Genomic DNA, 15594 nt, shown 5'->3' on the forward strand with positions numbered 1-15594 from the left:
TCACAACGCAGCGATGTTACAGCGAGAGGGTAAATAAGAATCTATTCTTCAATATTAAATAATCGATTATGGTTTACCTGATCAAAAAAACAACGATATTAATCGTTTTTGTCTATTTCATGATCAAATTTGTTTTCACCAAAGCATTATCCCACAATAAAACTATTGTTTTCCAAGTCTGATATATAAAGTAAAAACAAGAATAAACATTCAATACAGATAGTGAGAAGATTCTCATTCAACAATTCCAGAGAAATACCCCCCCTCATGTAAATAAACATTTCCACAGAATACTTAAGTCAAATCAACAGACGCTAGATTTTACATCAGGATAACCGCTTGAGTATTAACAGCACCACTTAATGATTACCCTTCAATAACCCATCATTCAAAAACAAATAAAATACATTTAAAATCAATAAATTAAACAATAATAACCATTAAAAAACAATGTCGTTACTTTATATGAAATGGCCAAAAAATTCAGACCGTAATAGCTAATGATTTCTCTTGGCTTCTCGGGAAACTTGAATAATTACACTTAACTCAAATTAATAATAATGGTGCTCAATTCCCACCGCTCTACCTGCAATGATACATTAACGGGTAACGAGTTGTATAAAAACCAAGCAAACAGCGTCTTCACATGCTGGCTTTCGCTCGTTTTTATATAGCCAGAAATTGTATTTATTGCAACCAGAAACATGGGAATGAATCCCAATCTATTAGAGTATTAATAATAGATTCCGAGATAATAAACGCATGAAATATATTTATAAAGCGGTATCCCGCGAAGGGCTGGGCTTATTTATCGCAGCCTCGCTGTGTACGACTACTGCTCACGCTTTAATGATCAATAAAGACGATACCTTTGCTGACCTTCCTGAAAATCCGGACGCCTTATATGTCGGTAGGAACGGAACAGGCTCGCTGATTATCAAACAAGGTGAGACTGTTGTCGCCGGGCAGACGTCTGGTGGAATCACTGGTTCAGTACTGGGCTACGATAATGGCGACAGCGGGACGGTGGATGTCGATGGCGGCACCTGGTACGACAGTGTCACCTCCTCTAATGACCCATCGGGCAAAGGAACAACCACTGTTGGCGGCAGCGGAGATGGCACGCTGAATATTAAAAACGGCGGCAATATGTACGCCATGTTTATTAATATCGGGCAAAACGACAGTGGTAATGGTGTCGTCAATGTCGATGGTGCCGATTCCCATTTATTTGTCACTGCGGATTCGAGCTCGGGGATCACCGTTGGGACCAACGGCAACGGGACACTAAACATCACCAACGGTGGGAAAGTGACCTCCAATTCTGCCTCATCCGTTGGACATGGTAAGAATGCCGACGGCACCGTGAACGTCAGCGGAAAAGGTTCAAACTTCACGATTACCAGTGGCGGATTAAGTGTGGGTGGCAGCGGAACCGGCACCTTAAACGTTACCGATGGTGGCACCATCAACAGTAATGGTGGGGCCATTGCCGCAGCATCCGGATCGACGGGTAGTGCAACCATCAGTGGCGCAGGTTCAAGCTGGGATCTCGGCGCGAATCGCACACTTTCCATTGGTTTTAGCTCCAAAGATGGCACTGAAGCCGAAAGTACCGGAACGTTGGTTGTTGCAGATCAAGGCCGCGTGGTGGCTGGAAATGGCATCAACGTGGCGGGTGATGGCAGCACTATTTACATCGGTGCTGAAGAAGGGTCTGCTGCGACTGCTCCAGGCACACTGGAAACACCAAAAATTGATTTACTCAATGCAAGTAATGCGCTGGTGTTTAACCACTCAGATACCTCAGGAAACTACCTGTTCTCGCCGAAAGTTTCAGGCAAGGGGACGGTCACCAACTTAAACGGCACAACCGTACTGACTGGCGAGAATACCTACACCGGTGGCACCACCATCACCGGCGGCACTCTGCAACTGGGTAATGGCACTACGGCGGGGTCACTGGTTGGTGATGTCCTCAACAACAGCGAATTTGTCATCAATAACCCAGCGGAAACCACACTGTCTGGTGTGATTTCCGGCACCGGATCGATGACTCAACAAGGTGCTGGCACCACCATTTTAACCGCCCAAAATAGCTACACCGGCAAAACTATCGTCAATGCAGGCTCTCTGCGTACTGATGTAGTTAATAGCATTGCTACCAGCAATGAAGTCAACGTCAATGGCGGTGTGCTTGATCTGAACGGCAATAACCAACTGGTGAATCGCCTTGGCGGAACCGGTGGCCAGGTTCAGCTTAACGGCGCAACGCTGACAACCCATAACGCGACGACCGCGGACAATTCCACCTACGCCGGTGACATTGTCGATGGCACCTCAAAAGGCAGCCTGACCAAAACCGGTGACGGTTCCCTGACGCTGACCGGTAAAACAGGCTGGACAGGTGACACCCATATCGATGGCGGCGAGTTGGTGCTTGATGGCAGCAACGGCGGCGCACAGCTAGTCAGTAATATCATCGCCAAAGACAATACTGCGCTTTCTCTGCGTAACGGTGCAAATCTGACCGGCTGGATTGACCCAACCGACGTCAACATCGATAAATCCAGTAGCTGGGATATGACTGCGGATTCGGTAGTCGACGATGTTAACCTCGCCGGGACTATCCGTTATGCCGCGCCAACGACCTCGCCAATGACCAGCGGGCACACCCTGACCGCCAATAACTGGAATGGCCAGGACGGTACTCTGGTGATGAATACCGTACTGGGTGATGACGCTTCCGTAACCGACAAACTGCTGGTCAACGGTAATACCAGCGGCAACACCTTTATGCAGATCAACAATGTCGGTGGGCACGGAGCGAAGACGGTTGAAGGCATCGAAGTGGTTGATGTCAAAGGCCAGTCTGACGGTACCTTCACCAAATCAGGGCGTATTGTTGCCGGCGCGTATGATTACAGCCTGGTGAAAAAAGGCGCTAACTGGTATCTGACAAGTCTGGATACCACACCGCCAACCGAGCCTGCGCCGGGTGTGCCACCAGCACAACCGCCACTGACTTCACCTGACCGGTCAGCACCAGCACCAACGCCAACACCAACGCCGTCAGAATCAGGTCAGCAAGGCACACCGACTGTTCGCCCGGAATCAGCCAGCTATACCGCTAACCTGGCGGCAGCTAACACCATGTTTGTGACCCGACTGCATGACCGTTTAGGGGAAACTCAATATACCGATGCGCTGACCGGCGAGCAGAAAGTCACCAGCCTGTGGTTACGTCAGGTTGGTGGGCATAACAACTGGAGAGACAGCAGCGGTCAGCTCAAAACCCAAAGCAACCGTTACGTGGTGCAACTGGGCGGCGATCTGGCACAGTGGAGCGGCGACGGCCTGCAACGTCTGCACCTTGGGGCGATGGGCGGTTACGGCAACAACAGCAGCAACAGCCACTCCAGTGTTACCGGTTATCATTCCAAAGGTTCTGTGGATGGTTACAGCGCCGGGCTTTACGCCACCTGGTATGAAAATGATGAAACACATCAGGGTACTTATGTGGATAGCTGGGCGCAGTACGGCTGGTTCAACAACGATGTGAAAGGCCAGGATATTCAGGGCGAGTCCTACAAATCAAGCGGCATCACCGCTTCCATTGAGCTGGGTTACACCCACAAACTGGGCGAGTATACCGGCAGCCAGGGTTCGCTGAATGAGTGGTATATCCAGCCTCAGGCACAGGCTATCTGGATGGGTGTTAAGGCAGACGACCACCGTGAAAGTAACGGCACGCGCGTCAACGGTGAAGGTGACGACAATATCCAGACTCGTCTGGGTGTGCGCACTTACCTGAAAGGCCACAGCAAAGTGGATGACGGTAAAAATCGCACCTTCCAGCCGTTTGTGGAAGTTAACTGGATCCATAACACCCAGGACTTCGGCACCCGCATGGATGGCGAGAGTGTTTATCAGAGTGGTGCGCGCGATATCGGGGAAATTAAAACCGGTGTTGAGGGCCAGCTGAATAACAATCTGAATCTGTGGGGTAATGTCGGCGTTCAGGTCGGCGATAAAGGCTATAACGACGCCGCCGCAATGGTTGGGGTAAAGTACAGCTTCTAAATTAAATTTTGAGCGGGGTTTCCCCCGCTCATTTTTTTATTATTTTACCAGACCCATACTCTGTGGCAGCGCCATAGAGATAGCCGGTAAATACGTCACCATCATCAGAACAATCGCAATCACCGCGAAGAACGGCAGCAACGGTTTAATCACGCGCTCAATCTTAATATCCCCGACTTTACAGCCGGTAAATAAGATTGGCCCTACCGGTGGTGTAATCGTGCCGAGCGACAAGTTAAACACCATCATGATACCGAACTGCACCGGGTCCATGCCAAACTGCATGCAGATTGGCAGGAAGATTGGGGTGAAGATTAATACCGCAGGCGTTGGGTCCATAAAGGTACCCACCAGCAGCAATACCACATTCATAATCAGCAGAATAACAACAAAGCTGTCAGTCGCAGAAAGCAGGCCGGAAGCAATCAGCGCAGGGATTTTGGTAAACGCCATCACCCACGACATGATAGAAGACGCCGCCAGCATGAAAATAACAATCGCGGTCATTTTCGCGGTCGCGAGGAATATCTGCGGTAAATCGTCCAGTTTGATGTTGCGATAAATAATGCCGAGCACCAGCGAATAAACCACCGCAATTGCCGACGCTTCAGTCGCGGTAAATACGCCGCCCAGAATGCCGCCGATCACCACAACAATCATCATCAGGCTTGGAATCGCATCAAACAGAATACGCAGCGTCTGGCCTTTGTCAGCTGAACGGTCAGCCACATAACCGCGACGTTTAGCGATTATCCCGGCGACAATCATCACGCCTAAGCCCCAGAGAATACCCGGCACGTAACCGGCCATAAACAGCGCAGAAATCGATACGCTACCCGCAACCGTTGCGTAAACAATCAGTGAGTTGCTTGGCGGGATCAGCATACCGGTTGGTGCAGAAGCGATATTCACCGCGGCACTAAACGCGGGATCGTAGTTCTCTTTTTTCTGAATCGGCGACATGATGCCGCCCACTGCCGCCGCCGAGGCCACGCCAGAACCGCTGATGGAACCAAACAGCATGTTGGCGACCACGTTGGTTTGTGCCAGAGGGCCAGGCAAGAAATTACTGACCATTTTTGCGCAGTTAATTAAACGAATGGCTATCCCGCCATTGTTCATTAAATTCCCCGCCAATATAAAGAAAGGAATGGCTAATAAGGCAAAGGAGTCGAGGCCAACAAAAACACGCTGAGCAGAAGTTAATATCGCACCATCGAACGGCAGAATAAGTAACATCGCTGCAAAAGAAGAAATGCCGATACTGATACTAATTGGCGCACCCGCCATCAGCAAAATTAACACACCGCTAAACATTACTAGCGCAACAACAATCGCAATATCCATGTCGACACCTAATCAATCTTGTTTCGAAGAGAACTTTCTGAACAGCCCATATTGGTTATACAGGCAATAGAACAGCGTCAATGCGCCGCTTAGCGGGATCGCAATGTAGATAATGCCGATAGGAATTTGTAAGGCGGAATCAAGCTGTGCCATCTGGCGGTTCATACCGATATACCCACCAATAGTCAGCACCAGCAATGCAAATACAGAAGTGGCAAGCTCACCCAATATTTCCAGTGAAAGGCGGAATTTACGCGGCATTTTGTCGCGCATAAAAGTAATCGCCATATGCTCGCGCAGGCCAAAAACATAAGCCCCACCAATCAGTACCAGCCAGATAAACAAATAACGCGCCAGCACTTCGCTAACCGCACTCGGGCTATTAAATAAATAACGGGAGGCCACCTGCCAGGTCACCAGCAAGGTCATTAAACCGACAATCAGAATACACAGTGAGGACGCAACTTTATCAACGGCCTGTTTTACTCGCGTCAGCTGCGAATAAAAACCAGATGTGGACACGGGGGCGGGTTGAGCAACTTTCATTTTAATCTCCAAGGGGGATGAAAACATCCCCCTAAACTTCTCTACTCAAGCGACTTCAGGATGGGTAATTACTTGGCCAGCTCACGAATTTTTTCGTACAACGCTTTTTGTTCAGGCGTGGTTAACATCGCAGATTGCAGTGGCTTGCAGCTTTCCTGGAAAGGCTTGATATCCACTTCGGTAAAGGTTGCACCCTTATCTTTTGCAGTTTGACGCGCGCCATCAAGGGCTTTATCCCACAGCTCAAATTGAGTCACGGTGCTCTCTTTGGCTAATTTGCGGAACAGTTCGCGGTCGGCTTCATCCATTTTGGCGAGGAAGCTTTCGTTAGCCACTAACAAGTCAGCCACCATCACGTGACGCGTGTTTGAGAAGTAAGGTGCCACTTCGTATTGTTTGAGGTCAGCGTAAGTAATTTCGTTGTTCTCAGCACCGTCCAGCACGCCCTGTTGGATGGCGGAGTACACTTCACCCTGCCCCATTGGTACGCCTGTGCCGCCCATGCAGCTCAGCATTTTGATCATCGTGTCAGACTGCATCACACGGATTTTCTTGCCCTTCATATCGGCCGGGCTGGTGACTGCGGCACCTTTGGTATAAACGCTACGTGCGCCCGCGGTATACGCGGTGACCACTTCAAAGCCGGTTCCTTTAGTGGAAGCAAACAGGCTGTCGAGCACACCAGAAGTAAACACTTTGCGCTGGTGTTCAGGGTTGTCGTAGACGTATGGCATCGCCAGAACAGAGAAGTTTTTATTGAAGTTTTCGACCAGTGGGTTCGCCACTACGGCCAACTGAATTGCGCCGGACTGCACCAGTTCCAGTGATGCACGCTGGTCGCCTAACAGTTCATTCGGGTGGATTTCGAGTTTGTAACGGCCTTTAGTTTCAGATTCCAGCTTTTCGCTGAAAGAGACTAATGCTTTGTATTGTGGGTTATTTTCGGATTGGTTGAACGCAGTTTTCAGCGTTACGGTGCCTGTTGGGGCAGCGTCATCGCCACATCCGCTCAGCAAAATCGTGGCCGCGACAGCGGTAGCAACTAGCGAAATTTTTGGCAAAACATGTTTCAAATGCAGCATCCCTAAGACTCCCTAATATCCATAGTTTCGATGTGGAACTAATTCGATTCGGAAGTATTTACTCACTGAAAGCCGATAAAATGAAACATTATTTCACTCAAAAAGAAATTTCGATTCATTTTGTAATTAAGATCTCAAAACCACGCCGCCTTAAGATCAAAAAACACACAGTCTTTGTGTCAAAAAACAACAAATGGGTTATGAACCAGTGAAGAAAATGTGGTTTCAGGACACTTTATCGGAAACTTTTAAGGGGGAGGCATTCAGGCAATCAATGAAAAATGGTGATTGCGAGACATGCCGCAGAGTGAAGTTATGACGGTGGGCGGAGGGAGGAAAGTTTGTAAAATGGTTACGACTGTTTGAGGCGAACGGTTTCAGGTGATGACTTTGCCGTAGTTGAATAAGTCCGAATTGTAGCTACAATGAAGCTACTCAAACAAAGGAGGCAATAATGGACTCAGTCATTCGTACTCGCATCGACAGCCAGACAAAACAAAAAGCCACCGAAATCCTCGAAAGTTGTGGTCTGACAATGAGCACCGCACTGCGGCTTTTTGTCGAACAAGTGGTGATTAATGAAGGCCTGCCATTCGACATTAATCGTAAACCCAGTCCTCGCCTGATTCAGGCCATGCGCGAAACGCAAGAGATCCTTCAAAACGGCAAAAGTGGATTTTCCGATGTAAACGAGCAAATGGACGCACTGAATAATGGCCAACAACAAACGGGTGAAGCTGCCGTATCAGACAAAACACACAAAATCATTTAGCAAAGCCTGGGAGCGTTACAACAAAGCTGGCCGCCATGACATGAACGCTGTTTCAGCGGCAATGTGGCTTATTGCTTCACGTAATCCTTTACCGGCTTATTACTTCGACCATGCTCTAACGGGGGAATATAGCGGGTACAGAGAACTGCATATTGGGGGTGATTATTTACTGGTGTATTACGTTGATGAAGCCAGCAGAACTGTTGCCTTTTCTGATTTAGGCACCCATGCCGAACTGTTTGAATGAGTGATTAGCAAGCTGCTGTTATTTCCCCTCTCCCCAAAATCAGAAAGAGGGGTTCAACGCATGGCGAGTTATTTAGCCTGCTGAGCAGTGATTTTAATCGAGTCGGTGTAGGTCACACGGACACTTTGGTTCACTTTCATCTCTTTCAAACGCGCCTGAACTTCTGGGTCTTCAACAGTAATCACTTTCTCCTGCCCTTTAGGGCCGACGAAGGTCACGGTGTTGTTTTTCAGATCGATATGTTTGATTTTAAGCTGAACGTTAACCTGACGGAAAGCTTCGTGCTCCGGGCTTGCTTCGGTGGCTTTCTCCATCCCTTTGGTGGATGAAGCGGTTGGCGCGGCTTTATCAACATTGGTATCAAAAGCGACGGCAACAGAGCGTGTCACGGTGGTGTCGACAACATCACCCGCTTTCAGATTAGCCAGCGTACCGGTTTCTTCTGGCACGTTGAATGAGACTTTATTGCCCTTCTCTCCCTCTAAAACCACGACATGGTTTTTTTGATCAACGGAAACGACTTTCGCAGAAAAATGATCGGCCTGGAAATCTCCCGCGACTGGCAAAATTTGGGCATTGGCGGAAAAAACGCTAAACGCGAGTAACGAAACGGTAGCGGCACTTTTAATAATCGTTTGAATCGGTTTCATAAATCAGATGTCCTTATAAAGATATGCAGATATGTTCAGGCCCTCAATGGAAGGACCAGTATCAGCTTAGCGGTATTTTTTATGGTAGGCATTACGAGTGGTTTTAAACTCTTCCGCCGCCGCTTGTGCTTCTTTCACTTTGCCTTCGTTGGCCAGTTTCAGCGCACCATCGATTTGACCGACCAGTAAATCCAGGCCGTGGCGGTAGTCTTTCATCTCCGCGCTATCCGCGGCTTTGCTTTCAAGTTTAGGGGGAGTGCCTTTTTGCGCATCCAGTGCTGCGGTACGCATATTGTTGAGCGAGGTTTTTAGCTCAGCCGCGTTATCGGTCTTCAACACGGTTTTGTAGTTCTCCGCGATGATATCCATATCATCACCCACATCTTTCGCCATGCTCGTTGCGGAAAATAACACGGTCGATACAGCCAACATTGCAATCAGTTGCTTTCGCATGAATCAATCACCTCTTTATTATAAGAAGGGTGCGGCAGGTCGCACCCTTTGCCAATTTACTGACCGGCGATTTTCATCTCCGGCAACAGCACTGAACCACATTGAATATTACTGCGCTTCTCAATATCGCTACCTACTGTGACAATTTCACGCCACATATCTTTCAAGTTTCCGGCGATAGTGATTTCGCTCACCGGATATTGAATTTCGCCATTCTCAACCCAGAAACCAGACGCACCGCGTGAATAGTCACCAGTGATACCGCTCACGCCTTGCCCCATCAATTCAGTCACCACTAAACCGGTGCCCATTTCTTTGAGCATGCCTGCGAAGTCCAGGCCGCGCCCTTCGATGCGCCAGTTGTGAATGCCACCCGCATGGCCGGTGCTTTTCAGGCCCAGTTTGCGTGCGGAATAGTTGGTCAGCAGCCACTGTTGCAGGATGCCGTCCTTGATGATGTCACGGCGCTCGGTACGTACGCCTTCGCTATCGAACGGCGTAGACGCCAGGCCTTTGAGCAGATGCGGATGCTCTTCAATGGTCAACCATTCCGGCAGGATTTGTTTACCCAAAGAATCCAGCAGGAAAGTAGATTTGCGGTACACCGAACCACCCGCAATCGCGCCCACCAGGTGACCGAACAAACCTGTCGCCGCTTCTGCTGCAAACATCACCGGAGCTTTCATAGTAGACAGTTTACGCGGAGACAAGCGCGCTAAAGTGCGGCGCGCACATTCAATACCCACGGATTCAGGGCTATCCAGGTCTTCCATCGCGCGGCCAATGGTGTAGGCGTAATCACGCTCCATCTCACCGTTCACTTCAGCAATCACGCAGCTGGAAAGTGAGTGGCGTGTGGAGCAATAGCTTTGCAGCATGCCGTGGCTGTTGCCGAAAACTTTGATGCCGTAGTGGCTGTTAAAGCTCCCGCCTTCGGTATTGTTGATGCGCTTATCGACGTTCAGCGAAGCATTTTCAGCACGTGCGGCTAACTCAATAGCGCGGTCAGCGTCCATTTCTGTCGGGTGGAAAAGATCTAAATCTGGCGCTTCAAAGGCCAGTAATTCTTTTTCTGCCACACCGGCGAATGGGTCCGGGGAGGTGTATCTGGCGATATCCAAAGCCGCCTGCACGGTACGCGCAACGGCATCCGGGCTTAAGTCAGTCGTGGAGGCGCTGCCTTTACGGTTTTGATGATAAACGGTGATGCCTAACGCACCATCGCTATTAAATTCGACGTTTTCCACCTCACCGTATCGGGTGCTTACGCTGATACCAGTGGTTTTACTGACGGCGACTTCTGCGCCATCGGACTGAGCGGAAGCCAATTCCAGCGCCTGAGATACCGCTTGTTCCAGAACCTGACGTTGTTGTGCTACTTGCGTGTTTACTTTCATCGCTACTGCCATAATGTAAGGTGAGTGAATTAAGTCTAACCCAGAACAGAACAATTTCGCAGTGAACAGGCTTTACTGGTAGAATTAGCCACTTTTTTTAAGGAGCCTAATATGACTAAGCAGCCCGATGACTGGCTCGACGACGTCCCAGATGACGAAAATGAAGACGAAGATGATGAGATTATCTGGGTCAGTAAAAGCGAAATTAAGCGTGATGCCGAGGAATTAAAACGCCTGGGTATGGAACTGATGGAGTTGGGCAAGAACGCGCTCGACAAAATCCCTCTTGATGAAGATTTGCGTGCCGCGATTGATTTGGCTCAGAAAATCAAAAAAGAAGGCCGTCGCCGTCAGGTTCAGTTAATTGGCAAAATGATGCGTTCGCGCGACATGGACCCAATCCGCGTAGCGCTCGATAAACTGAAAAACCGCCACAACCAGCAAGTTGCCCTGTTCCACAAACTGGAAGCATTGCGCGATCGTCTGGTTGAAGAAGGTGATGACGCGATGACCGAAGTGCTAAGACTTTACCCAGAAGCTGACCGCCAGCAACTGCGCGTATTGATCCGCAACGCCCAGAAAGAGAAGGCCACTAACAAACCGCCAAAATCTTATCGTCAGATTTTCTCTTATCTGCGTGAACTGGCTGAAGCCCAGGGTTAGGACATCAGAATTTGTAGGGTGGATAAGCGCAGCGTCATCCACCAAATAATGTCGGATGGCGCGTTGCTTATCCGACCTACGAATGAATTTTACCGCCTTTAAAAAAACCCGCATTTGCGGGTTTTTCCATTACTGGTTTTCAGCTTTCTTCGCTAACCCATCCAGCAATTTCTGGTGGATACCACCAAAACCGCCGTTGCTCATCACCAGAATATGGTCGCCAGGCAGGGCGGTTTTCACCACCATATCCACCAGCGTGTCGACATCCGCACTCCAGTGCGCTGGTTGAATGCAGGCTTCCGCGACTTCTACCACTTGCCATGGAATATGCGGAGGCTGAAGCAAGAACACTTCATCTGCACGACCTAAAGATGGCGCGAGATCGTCTTTGCTCAGCCCCATTTTCATGGTGTTAGAACGTGGCTCAAGCACCGCCAGAATACGTGCGGTTCCGCCTACTTTGCCGCGCAGTGCCGCAAGCGTTGCCAGAATCGCTGTTGGATGGTGAGCAAAATCGTCGTATACCGTTACGCCGTTTTCTTCACCGCGCAATTCCAGGCGACGACGGGCGTTCACAAAACTATCCAGTGCTTTCGCTGCATCCGCAGGTGTAACACCAACATGACGCGCAGCGGCAATCGCCATCAGCCCATTATGCATATTGTGTTCGCCAACCAACTGCCAGTGCACTTCGCCGACACGCTCGCCATCCAGATACACTTCCCAATGGGAAGCATCAGGGTTGAGTTTCTTCGCCTGCCAGTGGCCTTGCTCACCCACCAGCTCTTGCTCGCTCCAGCAACCCATCGCCAGCGTCTGCTTAATATTGGCGTCGTTTTCCGGCCAGATGATTTTCCCCTGCCCCGGAACGATGCGCACCAGGTGGTGGAACTGTTTCTGAATCGCTTTCAGATCGTCAAAGATGTCCGCGTGATCGAACTCAAGATTATTGAGGATCAACGTGCGCGGGCAGTAATGCACGAATTTGGAACGTTTATCGAAGAACGCACAGTCGTATTCATCTGCTTCAATCACGAAGAATGAGCTTTCGCCCAAACGTGCAGAAACATCGAAATTACCCGGCACGCCGCCGATCACAAAACCAGGCTTGTAGCCGCAGGCTTCCAGAATCCAGGTCGCCATGCCTGCCGTCGTCGTTTTGCCGTGCGTCCCCGCCACCGCAATCACCCAACGGTCGCGCAGCACAAAGTCGTGCAACCACTGTGGGCCTGACATGTAAGGAATACTTTTCTCCAGCACCGCTTCAACACACGGGTTACCGCGAGTCATAGCGTTGCCGATGATCACCAAATCCGGTTGTGAGTCGAGCTGGCTTGGGTCGTAACCCTGGATTAAATCAATACCCTGCTCTTGTAGCAGAGTGCTCATTGGCGGATACACATTAGCGTCCGAGCCAGTAACTTCATGGCCGAGCGAGCGAGCCAGCATTGCCAGACCACCCATGAACGTGCCGCAAATACCCAAAATATGAATGCGCATAAAACTGTCCTTTTATTCTTAGGCACACATTCTAACCGCATGTTGAATGGTGGCAAATCGCATTTCAGGTTATTCCGCATTTAGCTGGCGCGATTCACCTGTACGCTACTATTTGAATATTTGTTAGGATTGTTGCAATCGTTTTACTCAACTGACAGATGCAGGGAAAGGGTTATGAAAACGTTAGGTGAATTTATTGTCGAAAAGCAGCACGAGTTCTCGCACGCAACCGGTGAACTGACTGCCTTGCTGTCGGCGATAAAGCTCGGCGCAAAAATTATCCACCGCGATATCAACAAAGCGGGTCTGGTGGATATTCTGGGTGCCAGCGGAGCTGAAAATATCCAGGGCGAGGTACAGCAAAAACTCGATCTGTTCGCGAACGAAAAACTGAAAGCAGCATTGAAAGCCCGAGGGATTGTGGCCGGTGTTGCTTCCGAAGAAGAAGATGACATTGTTGTTTTCGAAGGCGCGGAACATGCCAAATATGTGGTGCTGATGGACCCGCTCGACGGCTCATCTAACATCGACGTCAACGTGTCAGTCGGGACTATTTTCTCTATCTATCGCCGTATCACGCCAGTCGGCACACCTGTTACCGAAGCTGATTTCCTTCAGCCAGGCAACAGCCAGGTCGCGGCAGGTTATGTCGTTTACGGCTCCTCAACCATGTTGGTTTACACCACCGGTTGTGGTGTACACGCCTTCACTTACGATCCTTCACTGGGCGTGTTCTGCCTGTGCCAGGAACGTATGCGCTTCCCGGAAATTGGCAGCACCTATTCCATCAACGAAGGGAACTACATCCGCTTCCCAACTGGCGTGAAGAAATACATTAAGTTCTGTCAGGAAGAAGACGCCAACACGCAGCGCCCATATACCTCGCGCTACATTGGTTCTCTGGTGGCAGATTTCCACCGTAACCTGCTGAAAGGCGGGATTTATTTGTATCCAAGTACCGCAAGCCACCCACAAGGGAAATTGCGTTTACTGTATGAAGGTAACCCGATGGCGTTCCTTGCGGAACAAGCCGGCGGTAAAGCCAGCGACGGTAAAGAGCGAATTCTGGATATCATCCCTGAAACCCTGCATCAACGCCGCCCGTTCTTTGTCGGTAACGAGCATATGGTTGATGATGTTGAGCGTTTTATTCGTGAGTATCCGGATGCTTAATTCGTTTTAATTTACCCCCTCACCCCGGCCCTCTCCCCCAGGAGAGGGAGAACACCGATCAATCCCCTCTCCCGGGGGAGAGGGTTAGGGTGAGGGCGCGTGAATCAACACCTGAACGTCGCCATTGCCGCCACCAAATGCTGCGACTGCTCCTCCAGTGAACGCGTAGCCGCGGTCGACTCCTGAACCAATGCCGCATTCTGCTGTGCCGCTTCATCCATCTGACTCACCGCAATATTCACCTGTTCGATACCATAACTTTGCTCATTTGACGCATTAGCGATTTCACTCACCAGGCGAGTCATGCGCATCACTTCTTCGGCAATTTCATCCATCGTTTCACCGGCTTGTTGAGCCAGTTCCCGGCCTTCGCCAACATGATTTTGCGACTCAGAAATCAACGAGCGGATCTCTTTTGCTGCATCGGCGCTGCGGCTTGCCAGAGTGCGAACTTCGCCTGCCACCACCGCAAAGCCACGCCCTTGTTCACCGGCTCGCGCCGCTTCAACCGAGGCATTCAGCGCCAGGATATTGGTCTGGAAGGCGATACCGTCGATAACGCTAAGGATGTCGGCAATACGATCGGAACTGCTGGAGATATCACGCATTTTTTCAATCACGTAGCACACCATTTCGCTGCCACGGTCGGCGGTATCGGACACGTCTTTGGCGAGTTTATGCGCTTGCCCGGCGTTGTCGGCGTTCTGTTTCACCGTCGCGGTGATCTGTTCCATGCTGGCAGCGGTTTGCTCAAGAGAAGTGGCGGTCGATTCAGTACGCTGAGCCAGGTTCTGGTTGCCTGCCGCCAGTTCGCGGCTGCCGGTATCAATTTGCGAACTGGCGTCACGCACGCGGCTTACCGATTCCATCAGCGAATCACGCATGATGGTAATTGCCGCGGCCAGACGGCCAAATTCGTTATTACCCGCAGGCGGCAACGGCTGGGTCAAATCACCTTTGGCGACAAACTCCAGTTGCTCAATCGACTGATTCAGCGGTTTAAGCAGTAAGTGACGTAGCGCCAGCCACACCAGCACGATAATCCCGGCGGTGAGCAATGCCGCGATAATAATCAACGTCAGAACAATTTTTTTGTGCAACTGCACTGCTTCAACTTCGCTGTTGCCGCGCGCCTCGCCCCACTGCTTGAAAATATCGACGTCAGTATCAAACTTTTGCGATAGCGGAATCAGCGTCTTTTCCAGCAGGTCGTAGTAATCATCAGGGCTTTGTTTGCTAAGGGCGGCAAGCATTGGGTTAATGCCTTTTGCGAGGTATTCCGCATAACTTTGCGATAAATTCTGCACCAGGCGGTTGCCCTCGTCGTCATTCACGCCGTTGTCGATAAACTCTTTGAGCTGCTGTTGCGCCTGAGTGACATCACTGGCCACGTAATCTGTGGATTTGGCCGCATCCTCCAGCAAACCAATCTCCATCTGCCTGACCGCCTGCCCTGCACCATTACGCGCCCGTAGCAAAGAAACATAGCCATCAGACAAACGCACCATCTGTTCGCCCTGTAAGCGATTGATTTTCTGAAGTGAAGTCGAGCTTTGTTGCAGCGCATAAATGCCCATGCCGCTGACAAATAACAACAGGAAGGTCATGACTGCCAGTAACGTCAGCAGCCCCGTGCGAATAGACAAATTTCTCAACATGCTCTTTTCCCGGTGACAGAACG

Annotated in this window: 13 protein-coding genes; 5 read left to right on the forward strand and 8 right to left on the reverse strand. The window is 50.1% G+C overall.

Going from position 1 to position 15594, the window contains the following annotated elements; translation table 11 throughout:
- Positions 1 to 762 precede the first annotated feature (762 nt).
- Positions 763 to 4083 (forward strand): autotransporter outer membrane beta-barrel domain-containing protein, encoded by a 3321-nt coding sequence (locus MNO13_RS21690; RefSeq protein WP_241939303.1) that lies wholly within the window; start codon positions 763 to 765, stop codon positions 4081 to 4083.
- 39 nt (positions 4084 to 4122) lie between these two features.
- On the opposite strand, the gene MNO13_RS21695 is transcribed toward MNO13_RS21690, so the two are convergent.
- The 3 genes from MNO13_RS21695 to MNO13_RS21705 form a co-directional block, all read right to left on the reverse strand.
- On the reverse strand, positions 4123 to 5430 hold the full coding sequence (locus MNO13_RS21695) for a TRAP transporter large permease (RefSeq protein WP_064540546.1): 1308 nt from the start codon (positions 5428 to 5430) through the stop codon (positions 4123 to 4125).
- Positions 5431 to 5442: 12 nt separating this feature from the next.
- A complete protein-coding gene (locus MNO13_RS21700; RefSeq protein WP_121814438.1) occupies positions 5443 to 5976 on the reverse strand; it encodes a TRAP transporter small permease in 534 nt (177 codons plus the stop codon).
- 68 nt (positions 5977 to 6044) lie between these two features.
- Complete coding sequence (locus MNO13_RS21705) at positions 6045 to 7058, reverse strand: TRAP transporter substrate-binding protein (protein WP_064540549.1); 1014 nt, start codon at positions 7056 to 7058, stop codon at positions 6045 to 6047.
- A 454-nt stretch (positions 7059 to 7512) separates the two neighbouring features.
- On the opposite strand from MNO13_RS21705, the gene MNO13_RS21710 reads away from it, so the two are divergent.
- Positions 7513 to 7830, forward strand: coding sequence for a type II toxin-antitoxin system RelB/DinJ family antitoxin (locus MNO13_RS21710; protein WP_121814439.1), 318 nt, complete (start codon positions 7513 to 7515; stop codon positions 7828 to 7830).
- Positions 7772 to 8077, forward strand: coding sequence for a type II toxin-antitoxin system RelE/ParE family toxin (locus tag MNO13_RS21715; protein ID WP_121814440.1), 306 nt, complete (start codon positions 7772 to 7774; stop codon positions 8075 to 8077). Before MNO13_RS21710 ends, MNO13_RS21715 begins: the two co-directional genes overlap by 59 nt.
- 68 nt (positions 8078 to 8145) lie before the next feature.
- On the opposite strand, the gene MNO13_RS21720 is transcribed toward MNO13_RS21715, so the two are convergent.
- The 3 genes from MNO13_RS21720 to pmbA all read right to left on the reverse strand — a co-directional run bounded on the left by MNO13_RS21720 (position 8146) and on the right by pmbA (position 10589).
- The gene (locus MNO13_RS21720; protein WP_064540558.1) at positions 8146 to 8727 is read right to left on the reverse strand and encodes a hypothetical protein; all 582 of its coding nucleotides are present in this window, start codon (positions 8725 to 8727) and stop codon (positions 8146 to 8148) included.
- Between the two features lie 66 nt (positions 8728 to 8793).
- Positions 8794 to 9180 (reverse strand): cytochrome b562, encoded by a 387-nt coding sequence (gene cybC, locus MNO13_RS21725; RefSeq protein WP_064540559.1) that lies wholly within the window; start codon positions 9178 to 9180, stop codon positions 8794 to 8796.
- A 56-nt stretch (positions 9181 to 9236) separates the two neighbouring features.
- A complete protein-coding gene (gene pmbA / locus MNO13_RS21730) occupies positions 9237 to 10589 on the reverse strand; it encodes a metalloprotease PmbA (protein WP_064540562.1) in 1353 nt (450 codons plus the stop codon).
- Between the two features lie 99 nt (positions 10590 to 10688).
- On the opposite strand from pmbA, the gene yjgA reads away from it, so the two are divergent.
- Complete coding sequence (gene yjgA, locus MNO13_RS21735) at positions 10689 to 11240, forward strand: ribosome biogenesis factor YjgA (RefSeq protein WP_064540565.1); 552 nt, start codon at positions 10689 to 10691, stop codon at positions 11238 to 11240.
- 129 nt (positions 11241 to 11369) lie between these two features.
- Here yjgA and mpl read toward each other — a convergent pair whose 3' ends face one another.
- The gene (gene mpl, locus MNO13_RS21740) at positions 11370 to 12740 is read right to left on the reverse strand and encodes a UDP-N-acetylmuramate:L-alanyl-gamma-D-glutamyl-meso-diaminopimelate ligase (protein WP_241939304.1); all 1371 of its coding nucleotides are present in this window, start codon (positions 12738 to 12740) and stop codon (positions 11370 to 11372) included.
- Between the two features lie 174 nt (positions 12741 to 12914).
- On the opposite strand from mpl, the gene fbp reads away from it, so the two are divergent.
- Positions 12915 to 13913, forward strand: coding sequence for a class 1 fructose-bisphosphatase (gene fbp / locus MNO13_RS21745; protein WP_241939305.1), 999 nt, complete (start codon positions 12915 to 12917; stop codon positions 13911 to 13913).
- Between the two features lie 104 nt (positions 13914 to 14017).
- Here fbp and MNO13_RS21750 read toward each other — a convergent pair whose 3' ends face one another.
- Positions 14018 to 15571 carry a methyl-accepting chemotaxis protein gene (locus MNO13_RS21750; RefSeq protein WP_232887227.1) on the reverse strand — a complete coding sequence of 518 codons (1554 nt, stop codon included), beginning with the start codon at positions 15569 to 15571 and terminating at the stop codon, positions 14018 to 14020.
- Positions 15572 to 15594: the final 23 nt, after the last annotated feature.

Origin of the sequence: Buttiauxella ferragutiae, from assembly GCF_022637515.1 — a bacterium.
Taxonomy (GTDB): domain Bacteria; phylum Pseudomonadota; class Gammaproteobacteria; order Enterobacterales; family Enterobacteriaceae; genus Buttiauxella; species Buttiauxella ferragutiae.